The 25,735-nt window shown below is 59.2% G+C and carries 24 protein-coding genes; 17 read left to right on the top strand and 7 right to left on the bottom strand.

What is annotated here, in order from left to right:
• The first annotated feature begins 54 nt into the window (after positions 1-54).
• From MUN80_RS16505 to rsgA, 9 genes are all read left to right on the top strand, one after another.
• Positions 55-519: a Fur family transcriptional regulator gene (locus MUN80_RS16505; protein ID WP_244714567.1), complete on the top strand. Its 465-nt coding sequence runs from the start codon at positions 55-57 to the stop codon at positions 517-519.
• Between the two features lie 121 nt (positions 520-640).
• On the top strand, positions 641-1,279 hold the full coding sequence (locus tag MUN80_RS16500) for a peroxiredoxin (protein WP_244714566.1): 639 nt from the start codon (positions 641-643) through the stop codon (positions 1,277-1,279).
• Between the two features lie 991 nt (positions 1,280-2,270).
• A complete protein-coding gene (locus MUN80_RS16495) occupies positions 2,271-3,206 on the top strand; it encodes a LytR/AlgR family response regulator transcription factor (RefSeq protein WP_244714565.1) in 936 nt (311 codons plus the stop codon).
• A 67-nt stretch (positions 3,207-3,273) separates the two neighbouring features.
• Positions 3,274-4,311: a serine hydrolase domain-containing protein gene (locus MUN80_RS16490; RefSeq protein WP_244714564.1), complete on the top strand. Its 1,038-nt coding sequence runs from the start codon at positions 3,274-3,276 to the stop codon at positions 4,309-4,311.
• A complete protein-coding gene (locus MUN80_RS16485) occupies positions 4,287-4,979 on the top strand; it encodes a hypothetical protein (protein ID WP_244714563.1) in 693 nt (230 codons plus the stop codon). Before MUN80_RS16490 ends, MUN80_RS16485 begins: the two co-directional genes overlap by 25 nt.
• A gap of 199 nt (positions 4,980-5,178) precedes the next feature.
• Positions 5,179-5,865, top strand: coding sequence for a hypothetical protein (locus MUN80_RS16480; RefSeq protein WP_244714562.1), 687 nt, complete (start codon positions 5,179-5,181; stop codon positions 5,863-5,865).
• A 17-nt stretch (positions 5,866-5,882) separates the two neighbouring features.
• Positions 5,883-6,932, top strand: a complete 1,050-nt coding sequence (locus MUN80_RS16475; RefSeq protein WP_244714561.1) for a S41 family peptidase — start codon at positions 5,883-5,885, stop codon at positions 6,930-6,932.
• 536 nt (positions 6,933-7,468) lie between these two features.
• Complete coding sequence (locus MUN80_RS16470; protein ID WP_244714560.1) at positions 7,469-8,710, top strand: 3-deoxy-D-manno-octulosonic acid transferase; 1,242 nt, start codon at positions 7,469-7,471, stop codon at positions 8,708-8,710.
• 116 nt (positions 8,711-8,826) lie between these two features.
• Entirely contained in the window at positions 8,827-9,753 is a 927-nt protein-coding gene (rsgA, locus tag MUN80_RS16465; protein WP_244714559.1) for a ribosome small subunit-dependent GTPase A, read from the top strand.
• 97 nt (positions 9,754-9,850) lie between these two features.
• On the opposite strand, the gene MUN80_RS16460 is transcribed toward rsgA, so the two are convergent.
• Positions 9,851-10,489, bottom strand: a complete 639-nt coding sequence (locus MUN80_RS16460; RefSeq protein WP_244714558.1) for a fasciclin domain-containing protein — start codon at positions 10,487-10,489, stop codon at positions 9,851-9,853.
• Positions 10,490-10,709: 220 nt separating this feature from the next.
• Between MUN80_RS16460 and MUN80_RS16455 the strand changes: the two genes are divergently transcribed.
• Positions 10,710-11,168, top strand: a complete 459-nt coding sequence (locus MUN80_RS16455; RefSeq protein WP_244714557.1) for a peptidylprolyl isomerase — start codon at positions 10,710-10,712, stop codon at positions 11,166-11,168.
• Positions 11,169-11,370: 202 nt separating this feature from the next.
• Here MUN80_RS16455 and MUN80_RS16450 read toward each other — a convergent pair whose 3' ends face one another.
• Positions 11,371-11,565 (bottom strand): hypothetical protein, encoded by a 195-nt coding sequence (locus MUN80_RS16450; protein ID WP_244714556.1) that lies wholly within the window; start codon positions 11,563-11,565, stop codon positions 11,371-11,373.
• 383 nt (positions 11,566-11,948) lie between these two features.
• Here MUN80_RS16450 and MUN80_RS16445 point away from each other — a divergent pair, with 383 nt between their 5' ends.
• On the top strand, positions 11,949-12,644 hold the full coding sequence (locus tag MUN80_RS16445) for a formylglycine-generating enzyme family protein (RefSeq protein ID WP_244714555.1): 696 nt from the start codon (positions 11,949-11,951) through the stop codon (positions 12,642-12,644).
• A gap of 113 nt (positions 12,645-12,757) precedes the next feature.
• Here MUN80_RS16445 and MUN80_RS16440 read toward each other — a convergent pair whose 3' ends face one another.
• The 3 genes from MUN80_RS16440 to MUN80_RS16430 all read right to left on the bottom strand — a co-directional run bounded on the left by MUN80_RS16440 (position 12,758) and on the right by MUN80_RS16430 (position 15,786).
• Positions 12,758-13,444, bottom strand: coding sequence for an aspartate/glutamate racemase family protein (locus MUN80_RS16440; RefSeq protein WP_244714554.1), 687 nt, complete (start codon positions 13,442-13,444; stop codon positions 12,758-12,760).
• A 77-nt stretch (positions 13,445-13,521) separates the two neighbouring features.
• Entirely contained in the window at positions 13,522-14,055 is a 534-nt protein-coding gene (locus MUN80_RS16435) for a hypothetical protein (protein ID WP_244714553.1), read from the bottom strand.
• A 207-nt stretch (positions 14,056-14,262) separates the two neighbouring features.
• Positions 14,263-15,786, bottom strand: coding sequence for a sigma 54-interacting transcriptional regulator (locus tag MUN80_RS16430; protein WP_244714552.1), 1,524 nt, complete (start codon positions 15,784-15,786; stop codon positions 14,263-14,265).
• Positions 15,787-16,390: 604 nt separating this feature from the next.
• Here MUN80_RS16430 and MUN80_RS16425 point away from each other — a divergent pair.
• Genes MUN80_RS16425 through MUN80_RS16415 form a run of 3 tightly spaced genes read left to right on the top strand, consistent with a single transcriptional unit; the run spans position 16,391 to position 20,319 of the window.
• Positions 16,391-17,407 (top strand): ABC transporter transmembrane domain-containing protein, encoded by a 1,017-nt coding sequence (locus MUN80_RS16425; protein ID WP_244714551.1) that lies wholly within the window; start codon positions 16,391-16,393, stop codon positions 17,405-17,407.
• Positions 17,400-18,773 (top strand): HlyD family secretion protein, encoded by a 1,374-nt coding sequence (locus MUN80_RS16420; RefSeq protein WP_244714550.1) that lies wholly within the window; start codon positions 17,400-17,402, stop codon positions 18,771-18,773. Before MUN80_RS16425 ends, MUN80_RS16420 begins: the two co-directional genes overlap by 8 nt.
• A 4-nt stretch (positions 18,774-18,777) precedes the next feature.
• On the top strand, positions 18,778-20,319 hold the full coding sequence (locus MUN80_RS16415) for a TolC family protein (RefSeq protein ID WP_244714549.1): 1,542 nt from the start codon (positions 18,778-18,780) through the stop codon (positions 20,317-20,319).
• A 101-nt stretch (positions 20,320-20,420) separates the two neighbouring features.
• Here the strand turns inward: MUN80_RS16415 and MUN80_RS16410 are convergent, their stop codons facing one another.
• A complete protein-coding gene (locus MUN80_RS16410) occupies positions 20,421-21,524 on the bottom strand; it encodes a vWA domain-containing protein (RefSeq protein WP_244714548.1) in 1,104 nt (367 codons plus the stop codon).
• 151 nt (positions 21,525-21,675) lie between these two features.
• Here MUN80_RS16410 and MUN80_RS16405 point away from each other — a divergent pair, with 151 nt between their 5' ends.
• From MUN80_RS16405 to MUN80_RS16395, 3 genes are all read left to right on the top strand, one after another.
• Positions 21,676-21,957: a DUF427 domain-containing protein gene (locus MUN80_RS16405; protein WP_244714547.1), complete on the top strand. Its 282-nt coding sequence runs from the start codon at positions 21,676-21,678 to the stop codon at positions 21,955-21,957.
• Between the two features lie 69 nt (positions 21,958-22,026).
• Complete coding sequence (locus MUN80_RS16400) at positions 22,027-22,665, top strand: hypothetical protein (RefSeq protein WP_244714546.1); 639 nt, start codon at positions 22,027-22,029, stop codon at positions 22,663-22,665.
• Between the two features lie 134 nt (positions 22,666-22,799).
• The gene (locus tag MUN80_RS16395; protein ID WP_244714545.1) at positions 22,800-23,639 is read left to right on the top strand and encodes a bifunctional transcriptional activator/DNA repair enzyme AdaA; all 840 of its coding nucleotides are present in this window, start codon (positions 22,800-22,802) and stop codon (positions 23,637-23,639) included.
• Positions 23,640-23,705: 66 nt separating this feature from the next.
• Here MUN80_RS16395 and MUN80_RS16390 read toward each other — a convergent pair whose 3' ends face one another.
• Positions 23,706-25,490, bottom strand: coding sequence for an FG-GAP-like repeat-containing protein (locus tag MUN80_RS16390; protein ID WP_244714544.1), 1,785 nt, complete (start codon positions 25,488-25,490; stop codon positions 23,706-23,708).
• Positions 25,491-25,735 lie beyond the last annotated feature (245 nt).

Genomic DNA, 25,735 nt, shown 5'->3' with positions numbered 1-25,735 from the left:
TTTTTGGCAAGCAATAGCTTCTCCAACTACCTTTGTGGAGAATCATTCTTACCTGTGACACCTTTTTCCGACCATCCTGAGTTCCCCGGCTGCCAGCCCAACCGGGACGAGCTGCGCCAGCGCCTGGCCACAGCCGGGCTGCGCGCCACCACCCAGCGCATCCTGATTCTGGAAAGCCTCGTGGTGCTGCCGGGCCACCCTACCGCTGAGCAGGTACACCGGCAGGTAGCCGCTACCGAGCCGACCGTATCGTTGGGCACTGTGTACAAAACGCTGGACAGCTTCGTGGCTGCCGGCCTCACCAAGCGTGTGGCTTCTGCCGAGGGCGCTTGCCGCCGCTACGACTCCGACTGCTCGGCCCACCACCACTTGTACTGCACCGACACCAAGGAAATCATCGACTACAGCAACCCCGAGCTGGACGCGCTGATCCGCGACTTCTTTGCCACTCGCGGCCTGGGCAACTTTCAGCCCCACTCCTTTTCCCTGCACATCGCCGGCTCCCGGACCTCTTCTTGACTAGTTGTTCGTTGCTCGTTGTCAGTTGGTAGGTCGTGCTGACGCTTGCTCCTACCAACTGACAACGAGCAACGAACAACTAAAAACTTTTCCTTTTTCACTTTACCTAATACTCCAAAAAATGGCAGTTCTCGTTGGCAAGCGTGCTCCTTCTTTCAAGGCTACGGCCGTAATCGACAGCGAATTCGAAGAGGATTTCTCCTTGGACCGCTACCTGGGCAAGAAGCACGTTATCTTCTATTTCTACCCCGCCGACTTCACGTTTGTGTGCCCCACCGAAATCATTGCGTTCCAGGACCGTCTGGCCGATTTCGAAGCCAAGGGCGTGGCCATTGTGGGCTGCTCGACCGATACCCACTTCTCGCACTTTGCCTGGCTGCAGACGCCCCGCGACAACGGCGGCATCGAGGGCGTAACCTACCCGCTGGTGGCTGATGCTACCAAGACTATCGCCTCGAATTTCGACGTGCTGGGTGGCCACTACGACTACAACGAAGCCGGCGAAATGACCTTCGTAGGCTCGCCCCTAGCCTACCGTGGCCTGTTCCTGATTGACAAGGACGGCATCGTGCGTCACCAAGTGGTAAACGACGGTCCGCTGGGCCGCAGCATCGACGAAGCCATGCGCATGGTTGATGCTCTGCAGTACTTCGAAGCCAAAGGCGAGGTATGCCCCGCCAACTGGGAAGAAGGCAAAGAAGCTATGCACGCCACCCGTGAGGGCGTAGCCAGCTACCTCGGCAAGCAGGCCTCGCACTAATTCGGCCGACCATGGCTGCTGCTCGGGAAAGTCCGAACTGCATGGTTCAGCCATACTCAAACTGCAAAACGCTCTGGCTACTGGCCAGAGCGTTTTTTTGTGCCAAGATGCTAGTCTTGGCACCGGCTGACACGCATTGGACCGTTAGGAGGCACGCCAAGTAGCGGAAAAACTGTTATCTGGAATAGGGCGTGCCACCCATCATGAGTCCGAATTTTGCGCAGGATGAACAAGAGTAATACGCTTCTCTTCCAGCAAGGCATCGTGAAGTCGCAGTTGGGCTTTCCAAACTTATTGTGCGGTAATCGGCGTGGGCAGGCAAGAAATTCCCATGTTGTAGGGGGCTCCTCTCATCCGGCCCCGGCCTAAGGCAAACGGCACCAAGGAGTTCAGGTACGCAGCGAGGTGTACGGGCAGTTGGCGGCGCTGGGGCGCAATGTGCTGTGTCGGGTAACAGTCACCACTTCGCTGCTATTTTTGCTGATCCTACCCCTAACGCTTCTAATACACCCGCTATTCGACTCTCCGATTCTGTGAATTGACTATCACCAGGTACCGGGTTGGCTGCAGGTGACCTGGCGGAGCGAACAGAATGAGCAGAGTATAATGGCTGGCTGCAAGCAGATTCTAGCCTTGCAGCAACAACAGCGTTGTGGGAAGCTGCTGATGGGTAGTTCGCCCGTCAGCAGCATGTGGGAGCGCCCTGCCGAGTAGGGTGCCCAGGTGTGGTTTCCTGCTTTGCAGCAAACGGGGCTGCGCTACGTGGCCTGGGTATATTCAGCCGGTTTCTATAGTCGTATGGCGTTTGATTAAGCTAGCAAAAACGTCAAGCAGCCCATTGTTCTAACCTTTGACGATACGGTTAGCGCTGAGCACTGGTTAGCGCAGGTATAGCCGCTGCCGAGGCGCGCTACCAACAAGCCTTCTCGACTTAGCTTGCTCCAGTCAATGGCCTTTGCATCAATACTGTAAAATACTATGTTTGCCCGCTATGTGGTTATCGTCGCTTTTTGTTGCCAAGCCGACGCCGTCGCGCCCGAGCTACCGCGACCAGTGGGTGCAGTTGGCGCTCATTCCGCTCATAACTGGGTTTAGTTACTACTTAACGTATAACAACATCCGGCTCAACTGGATGATGGCTTACGAGCTCTTCAGCGACGCCTTCAAGATTCTGCTGGTGTGGCAGGTGGCACGCGCCGTAGTAGTGTGGCTCGACGGGCGCCAGCCGTGGCAACGGGGCCTCCTACCACGTCTGGTTAGGCAGGTGCCGCTGACGTGCTTGGCCGGTACCGCTACCCTGACCGGACTGGTACACCTGGAGTATGCTTTCCTGCGCGACTATCCCATGGAGCACTACTGGGACTTTGACCTGGTTATCGCCCTGATTTTTCTGCTCCTATTCAACGTTATCTACACGGGCCTGTATTACTACGACCTATACCGACGCCACCATAGCCTTTACCAACGGAGCGAGGCAGAAAAACAGGCCTTGGCCGAGCAAATTCAAGGCTTGCAAAGTCAAAAAGACGTAATCGAAAGTCCTGGCTTGACACCCGCACCGGAGCACCTGGTGGTGAAGCTAGGTCGCCGCGACATCGTGGTGCCCTATGGCGACATCCGCTGCTGCTATTCCGCCGAGAAGGAAACCTACCTACTCACCCTCGATGACCGGCAGTACCTGCTGGACCAGTCGCTGGACCGCCTGACTGAGCAGTTGCCGCCCGCTCTTTTTTTCCGGGCCAACCGGCAGTTTCTGCTCAGCGCCAAAGCCGTGGAGCAGGTGCAGCCCGACACGCACGGCAAGCTACTGGCGCAGCTGACCGCCGCCCCGCGCCTGCCACAGCACATTGTCATCAGCCGCGACCGGGCTCCGGCATTTCGCCAGTGGCTACGGGGCGCAGCACTCTACGATTCGTCGCCAAAATAAGGGCGGTTCAGCTTGAAAGTAGCTTTTCTTGGCTGTGAAGGCGGTTTAGGCGCTCTTCCTTTGTGCCATGAAATCTACTTGGCTTCCGCTTAAAGAACTGTACCTAGCGCTGGCAACGCTACTCCTTCTCGGCCTTACTGCCCGGCATACCCAGGCCCAGGCCCTAACCGCCGCCACCCGGCACCGCATCGATTCGGTGTTTGCCCGCTGGGATACTTCCTCGTCGCCGGGGCTGGTGCTGGGCGTAGTGCAGCACGGCCAACTCATCTACCAACGGGCCTACGGTCAGGCCGATGTGGCCCGTCATCAGCCCTTGACTACCGAGCACCGCTTCTGGGTGGCATCCATGGCTAAGCAGTTTACCGCCGCTAGCATTGCCTTACTCGCCGAGCAAGGCAAGCTGCGCCTCGACGATGACATTCGGCGCTACCTGCCCGAGCTGCCGTACCTGGGCGACACGGTACGCATCCGGCACCTGGTACACCATACCAGCGGGCTGCGGGATGGATTCACCCTAATCGGGTTGACGCTGCGCGGCGAGCGGCACTACACCAATGCCAACGTGCTGCGGCTACTCAGCCAGCAGCGCGGGCGCAACTTCCGGCCCGGTGACCGGCACGAATACAACAATGGCGGCTACGTGCTACTGGCTGAAATCGTGGCCCGGGTGTCCGGGCAGTCGTTTGCCGACTTTACTACCCAGCATATCTTCCGTCCGCTGGGCATGAGCCACACCCGGTTTAACGGCCGCATTTCGGCCGCTATTCCCCACTTGGCCACTGGCTACACCGCGCGTCACCGCAAGGGGCAACTCCACTACCGAAGCCAGTACTTTCAGGGCCACACCGTCGGCTCCTCGGGCCTGACCACCACGCTGGCTGATCTGGTGCGCTGGGACCAGAACTTCTACCGGAACCGCCTGGGGCAAGGCCGGCCGGAACTGCTGCGCCTGTTGCTCACCCCTGGCCGGCTGAACGACGGGACGTCGACCGGCTATGCGTTCGGCCTGGAGGTAGCTCCCTATCGGGGCAGCCAGCCGTTACCCACAGTGGCACCGACCCCGGTTACCAGGCCGAGCTGGTGCGCTTGCCCCAGCAGGAGCTGAGCATCATCTGCCTGGCAAACACGCAGAACCTGTACGGGCTTACCCAGCAGCTCTTTCGCCTTGCCGAGCACCTAGCTCCGGGGGCTTTTCCTCCCGCCCCGCCCGTGGCTACCTTGCCGGCCGGGCCGGCCACTGATTTGCCGGGCATCTATCTGGAGCCGACTTCCCTGACCAACGTGCGCATCATTACCGAGCAAGACGGCCTTCTGCGGGCCGCCCGCTCCAACCGGGGCTACGCCCAGCCCTTGCGCGCCACAACCCCGGATACGTACGTCAATCAGGGGCAAGGAGAAACCAGCTACGCCTTTGCCCGCGCCGAGGACGGCCAAGTGCGCCACCTACGCTCCGTTGAGCGGGGCAACGCAATAGTCCTGCAGAAAACTGCTCCCGCGGCCCTCTCGCAGGCTGCGCTGCACCGCTATACCGGCCGCTACTACTCGGCGGAGCTCAACCAGCATTTCCGCCTGACCCAACGGCGCGGGCAGCTACGTCTGAGCTTATATCGCCTGGTTCACGTGCCATTTGTCGCGCTCGAAGGCCACCGGTTCCTAGCCGATCTGCAAGGGCACAACTGTGTGGCATTCCAACTCGATCCAGCAGGCAAGGTCACCGGGTTCACCTTCCACCGCGAAGCCATCAACGGGCTGGTTTTCCAACGCCAGCGCTAACGCAGAGGCTCTATTCCCCCAGTGACTGCAGGACCTGCCTGGCACTAGTGGGCTCATTCACTCCCAATTCTTCCGCTATGAAAACGTTTCTCGCGTTGGTGGCCGCCCTGGCGCCCCTGACGCCGGCTGCGGCCCAGTCGCGCGGGCCCGAACTGCGCCGCCATGAGTTTGTGGCCGGAGGGGGCCTATGGTACGGGTCATGCTCGATCAACAGGCCTCGCCCCTCCTCTACCGAGCCAAAGGGGCAGCCTTCCAGCTGGGCTACACCCGACGAGGCTCCAATTCCCGGTTCAGCATTGAGCTACAGCCGATTTTTGGGCAAGACCTGCCGAAGCGCTACGGCGTGCGCCTCTACAGCAATGGCCTGGGCACCTACGCCATTCAGTCGACCTATTACGATGCCAGCCTGAGCCTGCGCTACCTCCGGCGCCTGCCCACGGCAGACCCGGCCCGGTTTCGTCTGTTTGCCGGGCTGGGCGTGCAAAACCGCCTGCAGATTTCGGATGCCGTGGCCAACCTGTACTGGGGACTGAACGTGGCCGGCCTCTATGCGGAGGGCCGGGCCGAGTACAATCCTACGCCTCGCCAGCAGATTACGGCCGAGCTGAGCGTGCCCGGCCTAGCGGCCGTCACGCGCCACACCTACGCCAATTACCCAAAATCGACGGATGACGGCAATTTGGTGGCTTTTTTTCGGCAGGGTACCCGGTGGGCCACGGTGGCTGACTTGCAGCAGGTGCAGGCCTCCCTGCGCTACCAGTATACGCTGTTTGGGCGGTTTAACGTGGGAGCGCGCTACCGTTTTCAGTGGCTGCACTTTCCGGCGCCGCGCCCCATCCGCACTTACGACCAGAGCCTGATCGGGCAGCTGGGCTACCAGTTTTAACGTTCGTCTTTTCTGCTATGAAAACTAGTCATCTACCGCACCTCAGCCGGTTGGCGGCACTGTTATTAATCCTTCTGGCAACGCCGCTAAGCAGCTGCGACAAGCTGCTGGTAGGCCCCGAAACGCCCAACACGCCCGAGCAGAACTTCGAATATCTCTGGCAGACGTTCGACCGGCTCTACGGTACTTTTAAGGTAAAACACGTGAACTGGCAAGCCCTGCACGACCGTTACCGCCCCCAGGTAAAGCCCACTACTTCCGATGCCGAACTGGTCGCCATCATGGGCCAGCTGCTCGACCACCTCGACGACAACCACGTGTTTATTCGCCCGCTCAAGGCTAGTGGGGCCCCCAACTATAACGGCGGTATTCTGGGCCGGCGAAAGTTCGAGGATTACGACCAGACGGTGGCCGCCTGCTACCTTACCACCCGCAAAACCTACGGCAACGACATCGTGTACGGCTGGCTAACGACCAAGGTGGGCTACATTGACTTGCTGGCCTTCAACAATAATTATGACTATTACGCCAAGGCGCTAGATACGGTACTCGGCGAGTTGAACGATGCCGAAGGCATTGTGGTCGAGATGCGCGAAAATGACGGGGGCGAAGACCGGGTTGCCCAATACATTGCAAACCGGTTTGCTTCTGCGCGCCACCTTTCCTTTACCAGCCGCGTGCGTAACGGTCCGCGCCACTCCGACTTTGGGCCGGAGCTGCGCTTCTACACCGAGCCGCAGGGCAGCTTTCAGTACACCAAGCCCGTCGTCGTGCTGCAGCGCCGCGCTACCTTCAGCTCGGGCGAAACCTTTGTGCTGGCAATGCGGCAAAACCCGAATGTGGTGACCGTCGGCGACAGTACGGGCGGGGCTTTCGCCGACGCCGTACGCCAGGAACTGCCCAACGGCTGGAATATTCGCGTGCCTATTGCCGACGTACGCGCTGCTGACGGTAAAAACTACGAAAGCATCGGCCTGGCCCCGGACTACCTCGTTAAAAACACGAAACAGGAGCTGGCCAGCGGCCATGACAAAGCTCTGGAAACCGCCTTGCAGTTGCTGCACTAGGATTATCCGCCAGGGGCGGGCCTTGTTTTTCAAGGGGTAAAATCCTTACCTACCCTCACGCCCCCGTCACTTGCGTCATTGCCTTACAAATCTGAAATACATAGAATAGCTACATATAACAACTCGTCCAGAATCCGAGGAAGGCCGGCGGCAGGCAGGAGCACCTATCGGTCACCTAAGCGTCTGCTTCGATGCTATAGTCCTTATTTTGAATCCGAAACCTGAGTTGCAGCTCGAGCTGGGCAAGACCTTTCTCAAGCATCCGAATAGTTTAGGAGGCCCTGCCGTCGGCAACAGGGCGGAAGGCTACTAAAGTGAAATGCATGAGTACTTGACACATGACATGGCGCAGTTGCTAGCGGACTGCCAGCAATACGATAAAAGCGTTCCGGCCATCAGCCGGAACGCTTAATAAAGCTTGAGGCTGGCTAAAGTCGACAGGTTGGGGCTTTTTTCGTTTAACGGCTGGCAATAACCTATTTTTGCCGAATTATCCGGCTTTTCCGCTTCGCCTTCCCCGTTTCACGCTCCCCGACTTGCGTTTTCTCTATACCATTGGCCTCCACCTCTACGCCCTGCTGCTGCGGCTGGTAGCGCCCTTCGTGCCCAAGGCGGCGCAGTGGGTGGCCGGCCGCCGGGGCTTGCTGGAGCACATCCGCCAGACGCTACAGCACGATACCGCGCCCCGAGTGTGGTTTCACTGCGCCTCCCTGGGCGAATTTGAGCAGGGCCGCCCGCTGATCGAGGCCTACGCCGAGCGCCACCCCGGCCACAAAATCGTGCTGACGTTTTTCTCGCCCTCGGGCTACGCAGTGCGCCACAACTGGCCCGGGGCCGACTATGTCTTTTACCTGCCCCTCGATACCCAGGCCAATGCCCAGCAGTTTCTGGACGCAGTGCAGCCCCGGCTGGCGGTGTTTGTGAAGTACGAGTTCTGGTACTACCTGCTCTCGGGTTTGCGGCAGCGCAGCGTGCCTACGATCTGCGTGTCGGCCATCTTCCGGCCCGGGCAGGTGTTTTTCAAGCCCTGGGGCGGCTTTTACCGCCGCATGCTGCAGTGCTTTACCCACATCTTCACCCAGAACGAGGCCTCAGTGCAGCTGCTGCGTGAGGCGGGCATCACCCAGGCCAGCGTGGCCGGCGACACCCGCTTCGACACAGTGGTGCGCACGGCCCTGGCGCCGCCGCGCGACTTGCCGCTGGTGGATGCCTTTACCGACGATTGGTTACCGGTGTGTATCGTGGGTAGCAGCTGGCCCGAGGATATGCCGGTGCTGGCCCCTTTGATGCAACAGTATCAGCAGGAGTTGCGCTTTATTGTGGCACCCCACGAAATCAGTGAGGCCAACCTGCGCATCGTGGAGGAAGCCTTGCCCGGTAAAGTGGTGCGCTACTCCCAGGCCCAACCCGCTACCGTGGCCCAGTCTACGGTGCTGCTCATCGACAACGTGGGGTTGCTCAGCCAGCTGTACCGCTTCGGGCACTTCGCCTATATCGGTGGGGCTTTCGGCAAGGGGCTGCACAACACGCTGGAAGCCGCCGCCTTCGGGCTGCCCCTGTTCTTTGGCCCCACCTACGGTAAGTTTCAGGAGGCCCTGGACCTGGTAGAAATAGGTTGCGCCTTCCCCATACGCACGGCCCAGGAACTAAAAGATGCCTTTGCTCCTCTCTTCCGCCACGAAGCCAATCGCCTCGTCGTTCAGGACCTGAGCCTGGAATACGTCCACCAAAAAGCCGGCGCCACGGCCATCATCATGCAGTGGCTCGACGGTGAATGAGTGAATAAGCGAATGAGTGAAGCTGAAGTTCTTCCTGCGCGGAGCCATGCAGCAGACTATTTCACTTGTGTACTTATCCATCAATTCACTCATTCACCAACTCACTCATTCACTCTATGACTGGTATTGTAGTTAAATCGACGGGCTCTTGGTACCTGGTGCGCGAAACGGCGACGGGCAAGCTGCACCGCTGCCGGCTGCGGGGCAAGTTTAAGAACAAGAACCTGAAGGTGAGCAACCCGCTGGCCGTCGGCGACCAGGTGGACTTCACGGTGGAGGAACAAACTGAAGGGGCGGGCGTAATTCACCACATTGAGCCCCGGCGCAACTACATTATCCGCCGCTCGGTGCACAAGGCCGAGCATGCCCACATTGTGGCCGCCAACCTCGACCAGGCGTTGCTGGTCGTGACGCTCGTGTCGCCGGCCACCTCATTCGGGTTTATCGACCGGTTTCTGGTCACGGCCGAGGCGTATAGCATTCCGGTGACCCTTGTCTTCAACAAGACCGACCTCTACGATGAGGATTTGTCCGACTACCAAGATCAGATTCTCAAAATGTACAAGCGCACGGGCTACCCGGGCCTGCGCTGCTCGGCCGAAACGGGCGTGGGCGTGGCCGACGTAGACGCCCTGCTCGACGGGAAAGTATCCTTGCTTTCGGGCCACTCGGGCGTGGGCAAAAGCACGCTCATCAACGCCCTGGTACCCGACCTGGACTTGAAAACCCAGGAAATCAGTGAGTTTTCCGACAAGGGTGTGCATACCACTACTTTCGCCGAAATGCTGGAAGTACGCCCTGGCACCTACCTCATCGACACGCCCGGCATCAAGGAGCTGGGTCTGGTAGATATTCCGCCCGGGCAGCTGGCCCACTTCTTTCCCGAAATGCGCGCCTTGCTCAACCAGTGCCGCTACCACAACTGCCAGCACGTGCACGAGCCCGGCTGCGCCGTGCGTGAGGCCGTAGAGAAAGGCAAAATTGCCCTTCCCCGCTACGATAGCTACGTGAGCATGCTCAACGACGAGGACAACCGGCACTAGGCCCGCCTGAGATGCTATAAAAAGAACGTCAGGTCGAGCCCAGCGAGATGTTTCGCTGGGCTCGACCTGACGTTTTGTGTGAATTGCTAGACTACTGCTAAATGTTCGGCGCGGGAGGCAGCAGCACCTGGTCGACTACGTGGGTCACGCCGTTGCTGGAAATGACGTCGGGAATCTGAATGGTGGCGTTGTTGACCATAATCTTGCCGCCTTTAACGGAGATTTTTACTTTCTCACCATTCACGGTGGTCAGCTCCTGCCCGTCTTTGAGGTCGGAGGCTACGAGGCGGCCGGCAATGACGTGGTAAGTGAGCACGCCCTTGAGCTTTTCCTTGCTTTCGGGCTTCATCAGGCCGGCCATAGCGCCCTTGGGCAGCTGGATAAAGGCCGAGTTGGTGGGTGCAAACACCGTGAACGGGCCGGGTCCGCTGAGCGTACCACCCAGGTCGGCGGCCGATATGGCCCGCACCAGGGTGCTAACGCTACTGGCCTGCACCGCGTTCTGAATGATGTTTTTGTCGGGGGTCATGGCCACGCCATCCACCATTACACCCTCGGGCTTGCCCATGCGGGCCGAGTCGGTCAGCATAGCGGCCGAGTCAACGGTGGCAATGGCCTCGGTTTCGGTGGTGGCTTTTTCGGTAGTCTTGTTGTCGGAGGAGCAGCTGCTCAGGCTGGCGGTGGCCAGCGCGGCGGCGCACAGGGCAACGGTGGCGTTTCTTAGGGTCTTCTTCATCGGGACGCGGAACGGGGTTAGGGATTGGCTTGAGGGAAGGCAAGTAAGGTCGGGGCAATATCGAAATATTCAGCTTCCGGCATTGTGGCTTGCGTGTACGCAACTCGGCCGCCCGACGGATGTTTTGCCGGGAGCCGATTTGGTTACCTTTGCCCAGCGTCCGAAACCTTTTCCGGCCTTCAACGCTTTGTAACCTTCCACCTATTCTCTTTCCCACTGCATGAAAACTGCCGAAATCCACACCACGCACGGCGTGATGAAAGTTGAGTTCTTCGAGCAAGACGCTCCTAACACGGTAAAGAACTTCACCGACCTGGCCCAGAAAGGCTTCTACGACGGCCTGAAATTTCACCGCGTAATCCCCAATTTCGTCGTGCAGGGCGGTTGCCCCAATACCCGCGAGGGCGCTAAAGGCACGCCCGGCACCGGCGGCCCCGGCTACAAAATCGACTGCGAGCTGAAGGGCGGCAACCAGTACCACGACCGTGGTGTGCTGAGCATGGCCCACGCTGGCCGCAACACTGGCGGCAGCCAGTTCTTCATCGTGCATAGCCGCGACAACACCGCCCACCTTGACCGCAACCACACCGTATTCGGCAAAGTGGTAGAGGGCCTGGACATCATCGACCAGATCAAAGCCAACGACGAGATTAAAAAAATCGTGGTAGCCGAGGCGTAGTTTTTAGTTGTCCACTGTTCGTTGTCCGTTATTAAATCGTGCTGACGGCTGCTTCTAATAACGGACAACGAGCAACTGATAACTACTAACAACAGAAGAGCCAGCTGAATTATCAGCTGGCTCTTCTGTTGTTGCGCAGGTCGGTGTGTAAAAAAACCAGTAGTTATTTCTCCTTCCACAAATTCTATGAAGGAGCAGCGGCCTACCAGCGCTGGAAAAACCAACGGCTGCCGTTGGGATTGTATTGCTTGTAATTGGGACGGTGCATGGTGGGCCGGCCTTTGCTTACGCTCCGCACAAACGGAACCCGACCAGCCGCGGCAGCCGGGGCGCTCGGCACCAACAGGGTGATAACGAGGAGCAGCGAGGCGAGGCGGGCAATAAGGGAAGCGTTCATGGCAGAAAAAGGATGGAGCGTAGAAGTGTCGTTTCAGGTCTTTCCGTAGCCCGTTTGGCCGTTGGAATGATACAAAGCAACACTACCGGTTCCTGCCGTTGCGAAAGTTTCGCCCGAGGGCGAGCTTTCGTTGGTGAATGAACGATATTCCTTCGTGAGCGGATTTAGGCCCCTGGTAATAAGCCCAAAATTTTCCTAGGTTCGATGAGCTTGGCAGCAGCTTTACCGAGTACCCAACTGCTTTTCTTACCCGTAACCAAGCTCTCCGCCAGCGCGGCCTGGTGGCGGCCTAAGGGGGCCGTACCTTGGTTGGCAAGGCATTGCCGCCAGAATAAGCACCCACGAGTATCTTGCTTTCCTTCCCCGTTCAAGCGCTCCGGTTTATGTCCTCCCTTGGTATTCTACCCTCTGCTCCTACCGCCGTCCAGTTAGTAGCCATTCCAGGCGGAGAAATCATGCTGCGCGACGACCGGCTGAAACAGCAGTGGCGGGTAGAAATTGCCCCTTTCTGGCTGGCCAGGTTTCCGGTAACGCAAGGGCTCTACCGGGCCGTCACGGGGGAGTCGCCGAGCAGCTTCAGCGGCGACGAGCACCCGGTGGAGTCGGTATCGTGGCAGCAGGCCGTGCAGTTTTGCAATCAGCTTTCCCGTACTGAGGGCCTGCAGCCTTGCTATGAAATGGCTGCGGGCACCGAAACCATCTGCTTTGCGCCCGGCGCCAACGGGTACCGCTTGCCTACCGAGGCCGAATGGGAATATGCCTGCAAGGCGGGCAGTACCGGGAGCCGGTACGGAGAGTTGGCGGCCATAGCCTGGTACAAAGACAACGCCGACGGGCAGACTCAGCCCGTCGGCCGGAAGCAGCCCAATGCCTGGGGCCTGCACGATATGCTGGGCAACGTCTGGGAATGGTGCTCCGACATCTACGACGCCTCGGTCTACGGCTCCTACCGCATCATGCGGGGCGGGGGCTGGAGCGACGAGCCCCGCGGCTGCCTGGCCACCAACCGCCGCCGCAGCCACCCCACCAAGTTTGCCATTGATGATTTAGGGTTTCGGGTAGCCCGCAACCTGCTGTAAACCAGAAAGCCCCGCTGGCTGCGTAGCCGACGGGGCTTTTTTTAAGGGTAGCACGAGGCGAAGAGAAGCATCATCACAAGTCAACCCTAGTGCGGGCCGGCGACGGGAGCGGCTCACGCCACGAGATAGTCGACGATGGCCGCTGAATGGATTTGTACCGTATCGAACACGGGCACGGAAAAATCGGCTTGGCTGATGAGCAACGGAATTTCGGTACAGCCCAGCACCACGGCCGTGGCTCCGCTGCTGACTAACGCCTGCGCAATGGAGATGTAGCGCGCCTTGGTTTCGGGGTTGATAACTCCCCGACCCAGTTCCTCCTTGACAGTATGCTGCACGTAGTCCCGGGTTTCCTGCGCTGGGGGCGTTAGTACGGTGATGCCAAACGCCTCCAGCCGCTCCCGGTAGAAGGGCATTTCCATGGTGAATTTGGTGCCCAGCAGTCCAATGGTCGTGTGGCCTTCCCGCCGCAGCACTTTCGCCGTCTCGGTCACGATGTGGATGAGGGGCAACTCCAGCTCCTTCTCCAGCTGGTCGGCAAACAAGTGGGCGGTGTTGGCGCAAAGAGCAAGGGCCGTGGCATCAGCGTCCTTGAGACTTAGGCAGGCGTCGCGCAGCAGGTTGTAGGCGTGTTCCCAGGTGGCAGCCTGCACGTCGGCAAAGTTGAGGGAATAGATAAGCAGCTCGGCAAAGTGGAGCCCGCCCAGCCGGCTATTTACGCCTTCGTTGATGAGCCGGTAATAGTCCAGGGTGGAAACCCAGCTGATGCCGCCGACCAACCCGATTTTCTTGCCTTTCATGCGTCCAACTCAAATAAACGACACCGCTACCTGAAGCTATGCTGAGCGTGCACCTGCTTCACTTTAGCAAGTAGCCGCTACGGTTTCAGCCTTACGTAGCGCTCAATATTAACCCGGTCCACGCCCGCACTTGCTACCTTCTCCACACCACTTTGCGTGAGGGTATCGTTTTTTAAGGTGACGGTGAATACAAAATCATTATCCTCCCAGTTGCGGGCGCTGCAATACTCTAGGTGCTCGCTGTAGAGGCTGTCTTGGAGGGAATACTTGCCGCCCCCGGCCACAAACACCGCCGCGGAATCCTTGCCTTTGTGCAGGTCGTGCTGTAAAAAGGCGAAGTGGGTGTCATTAATGACTTTGATAAACGATTCGTTTTTGCTGCTGGCCGTGGTCACCGTATCTCCCTTCTCAATAACGGTTCGGTTGACCAGCTGCCAAGTACCCGTGATAGGCATTTTACTGGCTTTGCGAGAGGTTTCCGTTTCCGACGTGCAAGAAAGGAAGCTGCCACATACAGCGGTGAGGGCAACTATAGTTACTATTCTCATTGCATTAATTTTCAAACCCAGAAACGTTGTTACTGCATTAGCTATAGGACCTGGCTTTTCCACTACCAGCGCAACTAGCTGCGGCTAAAGTAGCAGGATTGTATATATAGTGTTTTTAAAGCTTTCTACATACGAACGCCCCGCGCATCTTTCGATACGCGGGGCGTTTTTGGCACTAGCGCGAATTGTATAGTTCGCGTACAGGAAAGACAATTGCTGTAGCGGCGCTACCGGCGCGGGGTACGCGAACTACAAAGTTCGCGCTACACCTTAGCGCCGGCGGCGGGGCTTGGTATCTTCTTCGTCCTCGTCGTCATCCCCGCCGAAGCTGGGCATAGTGAACATCGACGACAAGAGGTCCTTGAACTGGGTGCCGGCCGTGACGCGGTTGCGCGAAATCAGGCTGTGCTCGGCCAGGCCGTGCAGGCAGAACTCCATCAGGAACCAGGTCGTATCCGCGTCCTCGTTGGGGTGCAGGAAGGTCACGATGTTGCGCAGGCCGGGTACCTGCTCCAGGGCGGCGTGGTAGTCCTTGTCGGAGCCGTCGTTGAGCACGTCGACGGTGTTGCCGGCCCCGAACCAGTCCTGCACCTCCTTGTAGGGGTTCGGGATGTTCTTCTTTTTCTTCTGCTTGTCGGGGTCGGGGAAGTAGTTTAGGAACAAGGTGCGGATGGCTTTGCCCATCAGCTTCTCGGCCACGATGCCGGCTCCCTCCTGCTCACCTTCATATACCAGCTCCACCTTGCCGGTGAGAGCGGGCACGGCGGCCAGGAAATCGGCGATGCGCACGTAGGTTTTCTTTTCACCATTAATCAAGGCGCGGCGCTCGGCGGCACTCACCAGGCTTTCGTAGGCGGCAATGGTCAGGCGGGCGGATACGCCGCTCTTAGCATCGACGAACTCCGAGCCCCGGGCCTCAACGGCCACCTGCTCCACCAGGTCGTGAATGATTTCGTTGCTAACCACCATGCCCTTCTGCTCGGGCTTGATGCGGGCCTCCTGCTTGGTGATGCGCTTCCCGATTTCGATGCTCTTGGGGTAGTGCGTGATAATCTGGGAGTCAATCCGGTCCTTGAGCGGAGTCACGATGGAGCCGCGGTTGGTATAGTCCTCGGGGTTGGCCGTAAACACGAACTGAATGTCGAGCGGCAGGCGCACCTTGAAGCCCCGGATCTGAATGTCGCCTTCCTGCAGGATGTTGAACAAGGACACCTGGATGCGGGCCTGCAAGTCGGGCAACTCGTTAATCACGAAAATGCCGCGGTGCGAGCGGGGAATCAAACCGAAGTGAATTACCCGCTCGTCGGAGTAGGGCAGCTTCAGCGTGGCGGCCTTGATGGGGTCGGCGTCGCCGATGAGGTCGGCCACCGATACGTCGGGCGTGGCCAGCTTCTCGGTATAGCGCTCCGAGCGGTGCAGCCACGAAACGGGCGTGGCGTCGCCTTTCTCGGCAATGAGGTTTTTAGCATAAATGCTCAGGGGCTCCAGCGGGTCGTCGTTGAGCTCCGAGCCTTCCACTACCGGGATGTACTCATCGAGCAAGTCGACCATGAGGCGGGCAATGCGGGTTTTGGCCTGCCCGCGGAGTCCTAGCAGATTGATGTGGTGCATGCTCAGAATGGCGCGCTGCAGGTCGGGAATAACGGTTTCCTCGTAGCCGTAGATGCCGGGAAACACTTCTTCTTTGGCCTGGAGCTTGGCAATCAGGTTGTCGCGCAGCTCCTGCTTCACGGAACGGGGCTGGTAGCCGGACTTCTTCAAGTCACCGAGGGTACGGATGTCAGTTGATTTCATATCAGGGATAGGGAGTGTACCGGACCTACGCAAAACCGGGGCGGTTGGCGCTCGGGCCGGGCATCAAATGGTACAACTAGCCAACCGGGTAGTTGGTTCGGACGCAGGCTGCGGGTCAGGCAAAAATCGTACGGATGTTGGCTCGAACTGTAGAATCCCCAAGCAAAGGAAAACGTCCTGTTGAGTCCCGCGAGTCATCTTGCAGGCAATGGTAACTGTCAGGCTCAGCATATCGGTCGAACGGTTTTCGCGCTTCGCCTCATGTGCCCTGGTACCCTGGCCAACGGCCAACAGCAGGGCAATATTAAACTCAAATTAAAAATTTACTCTTCCTGGACGATTTAATCCAGTTTTAAGTAGGCGCTTCTTATTCGACTATAATTTTGCCCCCTGAATAGAATTCCATTCGCTCTAATGGCGCTTCGGGCGGGTAGACGGCCTGCCGAAAGGCCGGGCCAGGTAGCTCCTGGCTCAGTACGTCAAAACCTCACTGGCATCCCACCGTTGAGCTTATCACCACACACTCATCGAGTAGCGCAGCTGTTCCCGAAGGCCCCGCGGCCGGGCGGAGCACCGCGCTAGTTGACGAACACCCTTTGCTCTCATGGCCTCAAAACAACTGGCTCTGCCCCCACCTACCCCCTGGCAGCGGCTGACCCGCATGCTCGAACCGGAGCGCCGCTCCATCCGCTACATTCTTTTCTACGCCATTGCCACCGGCCTGATTAGCCTGACCCTACCGCTGGGTACCCAGGCCGTGTTCAACCTCGTTTCGACCGGGGCCGTGTTCGGCTCCACTTACATCCTGATTAGCGTCGTGGTGCTGGGCGTGCTGCTGGCCGGTTTGCTGCTGATCGGGCAGTTTACGCTGGTAGAGGCCATGGAACAGCGCCTGTTTGCCAAGGCGGCCATCGAGTATGCCTACCGCCTGCCGCGCATCGACCCCAAGGCCCTGGAAGGCGAAAACCCGCCGGAGCTGGTCAACCGCTTCTTCGACATCCTGACTGTGCAGAAGGGCCTGACCAAGCTACTGATTGACTTGATGTTTGCCGGCATCCAGATTCTGTTTGGCGTCATCGTACTGTCGTTTTACCACCCCGTTTTCGTGGGCCTGGGCCTGACGATTCTGGTGCTGCTCGGCTTGATTTACTTCATGAATTACCGCCGGGCGCTGCGCACCAGCATCGAGGAATCGGCCCATAAATACGAGGCTGTGGAATGGCTGGAAAAAGTAGCCGGAACACTGCCCAGCTACCGCAATAACCCCACTGCCCAACAGCAGGTTCTGGACCACACCGACGAGCTGACGGCCCAGTATTTGCGCGCCCGCAACAGCCATTTCAGCGTCCTGAAAAGCTACTACGGCTGGGGCATTGCCCTGCGCACCCTGCTCACCGGCGGCCTGCTGATTGCGGGTACTTTGTTTGTAGTGTCGCGGCAAATGACCCTGGGCCAGTTTGTGGCCGCCGAAGTACTCATCGTGCAGATCAGCAGCTCAATTGAAAAGCTGATGACCGGCCTGGCCACCGTGTTCGACATGCTGACCGGCGTGGAGAAACTGGCTGCCGTGACTGATCTGCCCCTCGTAGAAGAACCTCATTCCGCCGCCAGCCATGCTTAATCTATCTAACCAAGGCGTCGACGAATCGGTATGGCACGAGGATCTGGACCGCTCGCGCCAGGAGCTGCTTGAGCCCAAGGGTGCCCGCCTACTGGGCCGGGTGCTGACGGCCGTGGGCCTGATCTTCGTGATTATTCTCTTTTTGCCCTGGCGCCAAACCATCGAGGGCTCCGGCTCCCTGACCACTCTAAGCCCCCAGGACCGCCCCCAAACGGTGCAGAACGCCATTGCGGGCCGCATTGAGCGCTGGGCCGTGCGAGAGGGCCAGCTCGTACAGCAGGGCGACACGCTGCTGACCATTTCCGAAATCAAGGACGAGTACTTCGACCCCAACCTGCCCGAGCGCCTGCGCGAGCAGCTGACTGCCAAGCAGGGCAACGTAGCCGCCAACGCGGCCAAGATTCAGGCCACCGACCAGCAAATTGAGGCCCTGCGCCTTACGCTGAACGTGCAGCTCGACGCGGCCCGAAACCGCGTGACCCAGGCCCGCAACACCGTGCGCATCGACAGCGCCGACCTAGTGGCCGTCAACAACGCCTTCCAGGTGGCCCAGTCCCGGCTGGCCCGCTACGAGGAAGGCTACAAAAACGGCCTGTTCTCCCTGACCGACATTGAAACCCGCCGGCTCAAGCTACAGGAAGATCTGGCCAAAGTCACGGCCCAGCGCAACAAGCTGCTGAACTCCAAGCAGTCCTTGGCCAACGCCAGCATCGAGCTCAGCAACCTGCGCGCCAAATACGGGCAGGATTTGGCCAAAACGCTGTCGGACCGCAGCTCGGCCGTGTCGAGCCGGTCATCCTCGGAGGGCGAGGTAGCAGCCCTGCGCAACAAGATCAGCAACGTGGAAGTGCGCCGTGGCCTGTACGTGGTGCGGGCCCCGCAGGCCGGCTACGTTGTGCGTACGCTCAAGGCCGGTATCGGCGAAACCATTAAGGAAGGCGAATCCATTGCCACGCTGCAGCCCGACGCGCCCGTGCTGGCCGTGGAAATGTACGTGCGGGCCATGGACGTGCCCCTGATTCAGCGGGGCCGGCCAGTGCGTCTGCAGTTCGACGGGTGGCCCGCCATCCAGTTTTCGGGCTGGCCCTCGGCCGCCGTCGGCACCTTCGGGGGTACCGTCACGGTGATTGACGTGGTGAGCACTACCGACGGCAAGTACCGCCTGCTGGTGCGCCCCGACCGCCACAACGAGCAAGACCCGAGCTGGCCGGCCCAGCTGCGCCTGGGCTCAGGTGTGTACGGCTGGGTAATTCTGGACTCGGTGCCGGTGTGGTACGAAATCTGGCGGCAGCTCAACGGCTTCCCGCCCACGCTGCAGACCGCCCCCGACGAGACTCCCATCAAGGCGAAAGCTGACAAGAAGTAGGCGCATGACGACGGTATCTTTTCTTGCCATCGGCCGCCGGGCGCGGGCCTGGCTGCTGCTGGGCTTGCTCTTATTGAGCACTGCGCCGGTGGCCCACGCCCAAACGCCCACCCTGCCCCGCCGGGCCCCGGGCCTCGACCCGGCTCCGCTCCAGACCCGGCAGCTGGCCGCCGACCGCCCGGCTGTTGATACGGCCCGGGTGTTTTCCCTGCAGGATCTGGCTGATCTGGTGTTTGCCAACCACCCCATGGTAAAGCAGGCCGCCCTGCTCAGTGCCGACGCCCAGGCCCAGGTGCTGGCCGCCCGCGGCGGCTTCGACCCTAAACTGGGTTCGGGTTTCGACCGGAAGCTGTTCGGCGGCACCGACTATTATAACAAGTGGGCCAACGAGCTGAAAGTACCCATCTTACCCGGTGGTATCGATTTGAAGGCCGGCTACGACCGGATGGTGGGCACCTACGTCAACCCCGAGTACCGCACCCCGCTCGACGGGCTGGCCGGCGTGGGCCTGTCGGTACCGCTGGGGGCCGGCTTGCTGATTGATGCCCGCCGCAGCACGTTGCGCCAGGCCCGCATCATGGTGACGGCCGCCGAAGCCGACCAGGTCAAGCAGATCAACGAGGTATGGTTGCAGGCCGTCAAGGACTACTGGAACTGGTACTACGCCACCCAGCAGGCCAACCTCGTGCGTGAGGGCGTAGCCCTGGCCGATACCCGCTTTCAGGCTACCAGCCGCCGCGCCCTGCTCGGCGACCAGGCTCCTATCGACTCGGTGGAGGCGCGCATCACGGTGCAGGACCGGCAGCTACAGGCCGAGCAGCTCAGCGTGGAGTTGCTCAACGCCCGCTTGCTGCTGTCTAACCACCTCTGGAACAAGGACGCCCAGCCCGTGGAGCTGCCTGCCTACGCCGTACCCCAGCGCCCGACGCTGGTGCGGGTGGATACGGCCCAGTTTGGCCAGCTGCAAAGCCAGGCGGCTGTGTCGCACCCTACGCTTATCAAGCTCGACGCCAAAATCCGGCAGCTGGGCGTAGAGGAGCGCTACCGCCGGGAAATGCTCAAGCCCAAGCTTAGCGTGAGTGGCATGCTGCTCAGCCGCGGCGACTTTTACCGCCCTGAGATGCCCGCCTACTACGACTTTGGCCGGAACAACTACAAGCTGGGCGTGGATTTCGCCTTCCCGCTGTTTTTGCGCCAAGAGCGCGGTAAGCTTCAGCAAACCCGTCTGAAGGTGCAGGACGCCACCCTGGAGCAGCAGCAGAGCCGCCGTACCATCGTCAACCAGGTACAGGCCGTCTACAACACGCTGCTGGCTTACGAGCGACAGTTGGCGTTGCAGGAGCAGACCATTGCCAACCAACGCACGTTGCTGCAAGCCGAGCTGCAAAAGTTTGAGTTGGGCGAAAGCACTATTTTCCTCATCAACGCCCGCGAATCCAAGCTGATTGAGCTGCGCATCAAGCAGGAAAGTCTGCGGGCCAGCTACGAAAAAACCCGGGCCGAGCTCTACTACTACGCCGGCACCCGGACGCTGGGGGCACAGTAGCACCAACTAGCAGTAGCTTCTGCACGCCCCGAAGTAGCCACACAACAAAAGGCCGTTCTGCTGAGCAGAACGGCCTTTTGTTGTGTGGCTATACCCGCTGTTTACAGCGTCTTGCGGCGGTTGCGCTTGTAGTCCTCGAACACCAGGTGACCCAGGCCTTTGAGGCTACTGTAGTAGGCTTTGCCCTGATTGACCTGGGTAAACTCCTCCACAAACTGCTGCAGATACGGGTCGGAGGCAATCATGAAAGTAGTGATGGGCACTTTGAGGCGGCGGGCGGCGGCGGCTAGGTTCAGCGTCTTATTAACCACTTTGCGGTCTAGGCCGAAGCTGTTTTTGTAGTAGCCGTTGCCTTCCTTCAGGCAGGTCGGCTTGCCGTCGGTTATCATGAAAATCTGCTTGTTGGCCGTCTTGCGCTTGCGCAGCAGATCCAAGGCCAGCTCCAGGCCGGCCACCGTATTGGTGTGGTAGGGCCCGACTTCCAGGTAGGGCAAATCCTTGATGGTAATGGGCCAGGCGTCGTTGCCGAACACGATGACGTCGAGGAAGTCTTTGGGGTACTTCTGCTTTACCAGCTCGGCCAGGGCCATGGCCACCTTCTTGGCGGGCGTGATGCGGTCCTCACCGTAGAGGATCATCGAGTGCGAGATGTCAATCATCAACACGGTACTGGTCTGGGTCTTGTGCTCGGTTTCGCGCACTTCCAGGTCGCCTTCGGCCAGCATGAAGTCATCCGACAAGCCGTGATTAAGCTGGGCGTTGCGAATGCTCTCGGTCATCGAAATCTGCTCCAGCGAGTCGCCGAAGCGGAAGTCGCGGACGTCGGTGCTCAGCTCGTCGCCCTGCCCGGTCTGGGGCGTGCGGTGGTTGCCGGTGTTACCCTTCTTGAGCTTGCCGAAGATTTCCTCCAGGGCGCTCTTGCGGATGCCCTGCTCGGTTTTGGATGTAATCTTGAAGGCGCCCCGCTCCTGCTCGTTCTCATCGATATAGCCTTTTTTCTTCAGGTCTTCGATGAAATTGCCCATCCCGTAGTCGTTGTCGGTCAGGCCGTACTGCTTGTCGAGCTCATTAAGCCACGACAAGGCCTCGGCCACGTCGCCCGACGTGATGGTAACCAGTTGCATGAATAGCTTAAACAGTGTCTCGAAGCCTTTCTCGGACGACTCTTCGGGCACGAAATCCCGGAAACGAAAACCTGCGGACATAATTCTGGGAGTTGAAGTCTGATAACAAAGCGGCGGGCGGCAATGTTCATCCGTAGCGCGAAGCTCCAGCTTCGCGTATTGTTGCCTGAAGCCAGGGCAATACCGTCGTTCACCGATACGCGAAGCTGGAGCTTCGCGCCACTATCCCACCATGAAAGCCATTTGGAACGATACCGTAATTGCGGAAAGCAACGACACGGTGGTAGTCGAAAATAACCATTATTTCCCTGCCGACGCCATCAAGCGCGAGTTTTTCGAGGACAGCATTGCCCAAACCTCCTGCCCCTGGAAAGGCCGGGCCAGCTACTATTCCCTGCGCGTGAATGGGGAACTGAACAAGGATGCGGCCTGGTACTACCCCGAGCCCAAGGACGCGGCCCAGCAGATCAAAAACCGGGTGGCGTTCTGGAAAGGCGTAAAAGTGGTGGAATAAGCGGCCTGCCCGTCTATCTTCACGGCTACGCTTGCCGTATAGGCGGCTATACCCTTTTTTACCCGTTGTATGCGTACCTCTTCCCGCCTCCTTCTGGCGGCTTCCCTGCTGGCCACGGCCGCCGGCTGCGACAGTGCCCGTGAAACTACCACCGGTCAGCCCAACCCTACTACTTCCGCCGCGCCCGAAGCTGCTCCGGCCCCACCGCCTGGCTTCAACAAAACCCTGACGGCCGCGCCCTATACGTTTGTGGTCAGCTCGACCGGACAGCTAGGCCAGCGCCGGCTCCTGGTGCGGGCCGAGCAGGACGGGCAGGAGCTCACTACGGCCCAGGACTCGATTTTGGGCGAAGTGAAAGATGCCCAGCTGGTCAAGCTGACCGCGGGACCCGGCTCCGAGCTGCTGGTGTTCGTGGAAGGCGCCGGCAGCGGCTCCTACGGCGAAGTGCGCGGCTACTGGTTTGGCGGCAAAGACTGGGAACGAATGAGCATGCCCAAGCTGACGGGCCCGGCCGCCCGCGGCTACCAGGGCCAGGACAAATTTCGGCTCCAGGGCAAGGAAGTAGTGCGCTCCTTCCCGATTTACCAGGAAACCGACCCTAACTGCTGCCCCAGCGGCGGCACCCGCACCATCCGCTACGTGTTGCCCGAAAAAAGCCTGACGTTCCGGCAAACCAGCGTGGTAAACGAAGCTCCGGCCGTGCAATAAGTGGCTGATACTACTTGGCAAAGCCGTTGCTCATTCGGGCAACGGCTTTTTGTTTTTTCGGGGGCAAGTGCGCAAGAATCGGGTTTCGGCCGGGCAGGCCGGCGTGTAGCTTTGAAAACTAATCTGCTTCTGCCATGACTGACTACCAACGCATTGCCGCCGCCATCGGCTACATCCGGGACAATTTTCGCGCCCAGCCCACACTGGAGCAAATTGCCGGGCAGGCCCACTGGAGTCCATTTCATTTTCAGCGCAAGTTCCAGGAGTGGGCGGGAGTAAGCCCCAAGAAGTTTCTGCAGTACATTAGTGTAGAGCACGCCAAACGCCTGCTTCAGCAGCAGCTTTCCGTGGCCGAAGCTACCTACGAAACCGGCCTCTCGGGCCCCGGCCGCCTCCACGACCTGTTCGTAACCCTGGAAGCCATGACGCCGGGCGAGTACCGGCAGGGCGGCGCGGCCCTAACCATCCGTTACAGCTTCGGGGAAAGCCGGTTTGGACCCTACCTGGTGGCGTCTACCGCCAAGGGCATCTGCCGTCTGCACTTTGCCGATGACGCCGAACTGGCCCTGGCCGAGCTGCGCCAGGAATGGCCCCAAGCCACGCTGCTGGAACAGGCCGCGCCGGAGCATGCCCAGGTGGCCCGCTTCTTTGCCCGCGAGTTTGGCCCCACCGACCGGCTGCACCTGCACTTGAAGGGCACCGATTTCCAGCTCAAAGTGTGGGAGTCTCTGCTGCGGATTCCCGAAGGCCGGCTCACGACTTACGCCGGGCTGGCCACCCAGGCTGGCTGCGGACTAGCCGTACGGGCTGTAGGCACGGCCATCGGCGCCAACCCCGTGGGCTACCTGATACCCTGCCACCGCGTGATTCGCCAGGGCGGAGAGCTGGGCCAGTACCGCTGGGGTGCTACGCGCAAGGTGGCCCTGGTGGGTTGGGAAATGGCCCAGCAAAATCCGGAACAAACCACGGTGTAGAACCGGATAAACAGAAATGGCGGGCTGCTCAGGAGCAGCCCGCCATTTCTAGCCGGAAGGCAACACTTATAACACCACAAGCTGCTTTGTAACTATCTCCGTACCGGCTTGCAGACGCACTATATATACGCCGGCGGCCAAGCCCTGAGTCGACAGTATTCCACTTGCCTTACCACTTTGCACCGGCAGTAGGGTTCTAACTTGCACTTGGCCCAAGGCGTTGAGGATACTGGCCTGCACCTGTTTTACATCGGCACCAACAGGCCATCCTACTTGCACGCCGACGGTTGTTTCAACTGGGTTAGGAAAAACGTTGAGCTGCTCAGAATCAGCGTTTATAGTACTGGTTGCTACGCTATTCTGATTCAGCAGAACACTGGTTACCGTGGTCACCGTATTGATATTCGATCTAACCGCCAGAATATCCAAATCGTCGTCTCCGTCCAGGTCTCCGCTCAGCAGAAAGTTAGGGGCACCGGAGATGGGGGCACTTACGGTGGCACCAGCGGAGAAGCTACCCACGCCATTGTTCAGCAGCGGCCTAACTTCTTGTCTAACACCACCACCACCACTGACTAGCAAATCCAGGTCCCCATCTCCATCGACATCACTCGGCACCAAGTCAATAGAACCGCCCAGATTGTTGACTACAGTAGCGGAGCCAAAACTACCATTACCAGTATTAGGAATGCTTAGCACCGTAAATGCACCACACATCAGCAAATCCAGGTCTCCGTCAGCATCGATGTCGCCCATAGCCATTTTGTTAAAGCGGGTTGGGACGTCCAGCTCTGTCGTACCACTAAAGCGACCATTGCCGTCGTTGAGGCGCACACTTATCGGGTACGAGGTAGTATTGGGACTGCCATTTCCTTGACTGCTCACAACCATGTCTAGGTCACCATCGTTGTCAACATCCTCTATTATCATGTCCCTTTGGTACTGAACTACTGCTAAGCTTCCGCCATTGGAAAAACTTCCACGCCCATTGTTGAGGCGTATGCTAACAACTCCACTAGGATAGTTGGCAACCAGTAGGTCCAGATCCGCGTCGCCATCGATATCAGCCAGAACCGGATCTTTGGGATAAGTACCAATTTCCACGTCAGGGGCGGTGGCAGTGAATGTTCCGCTGCCGTTGTTGAGCCATATGCGGGCCGTAGTGCCATAGAAGCTGAGCACTAGTAGGTCCAGGTCATGATCCCCATCGATGTCACCTAGGACCAGATCTCCTCCCCCTCCGATATTTGTTACGGGGACCCCGGCGCTGAACTTGGCTTTACCATCATTAAGCTGAACATTTACCAAGTTACCACCACGGTGAGCAATAAGCAGGTCCAAGTCGCCATCACTATCAATGTCACCCGTGACAGCCCCACTGGGAGACTCATAGGCAGGGCCAGTGCTAATTTGCGAATCGACCAGGTAAGTGCCGCTGCCACCGCGGCTGGCCACAGTGAAGCCGTACACATACGGCACCGCGCTGCTGCCGGTGCTGCTTTGGACAGAGGCGGGCACGCTAACATGCACGGTCTCACCGGGCCTGAAGGCGGCCGTGGCGGCCGCCGGCGCCGTGGGAGTCAGGGTAACGGTATTGCCTGTCGTAACGGCGGTAGCCGTCCGCTGCCCGCGGTATTGGTTGCTAAAAATCTTGATACTGTTGGCCGTGGCAGGGTCAATGCTCTGCGAAAAAGGAATAACGAGCGGCGCCGTAGCACTGGCAGCGCGGGCGTTGCGCACCGGGCTCAGCGCGCCACTATTTACGGTCAGGGTCTGGGCGTGCGCCACGCTGCCCACAAGGTAGAATGCTAAACCTAGCCAGCTAGCTGGACGGTAGAGAAAAGAATGCATAAGGCAGTGGTAGAAGTGAACAATAGGTGTAGTAGGAGAAAATCGAAACCAAGCTGATTTAACAGGCACACGAAATGAGCTCAGGAAGCTCAGCCATGCGGTAAACATACTTGTGTTGCCTGGCAAAATCTAATGGGCTCAGGTCTGTGCTACATTTATTAACAAGCGCTATTGGCACTATCTGCGAGAGGGTGTAGATAGTGCCGAAAAAGCAAAGAGGCCAAGTGGATTACTCCACCTGGCCT

The sequence above is a fragment of the Hymenobacter cellulosivorans genome (assembly GCF_022919135.1).
Taxonomy (GTDB): Bacteria; Bacteroidota; Bacteroidia; order Cytophagales; family Hymenobacteraceae; genus Hymenobacter; species Hymenobacter cellulosivorans.
Note: the sequence above shows the minus strand (reverse complement) of the source record. Positions and strands in the feature narration are given on the sequence as shown.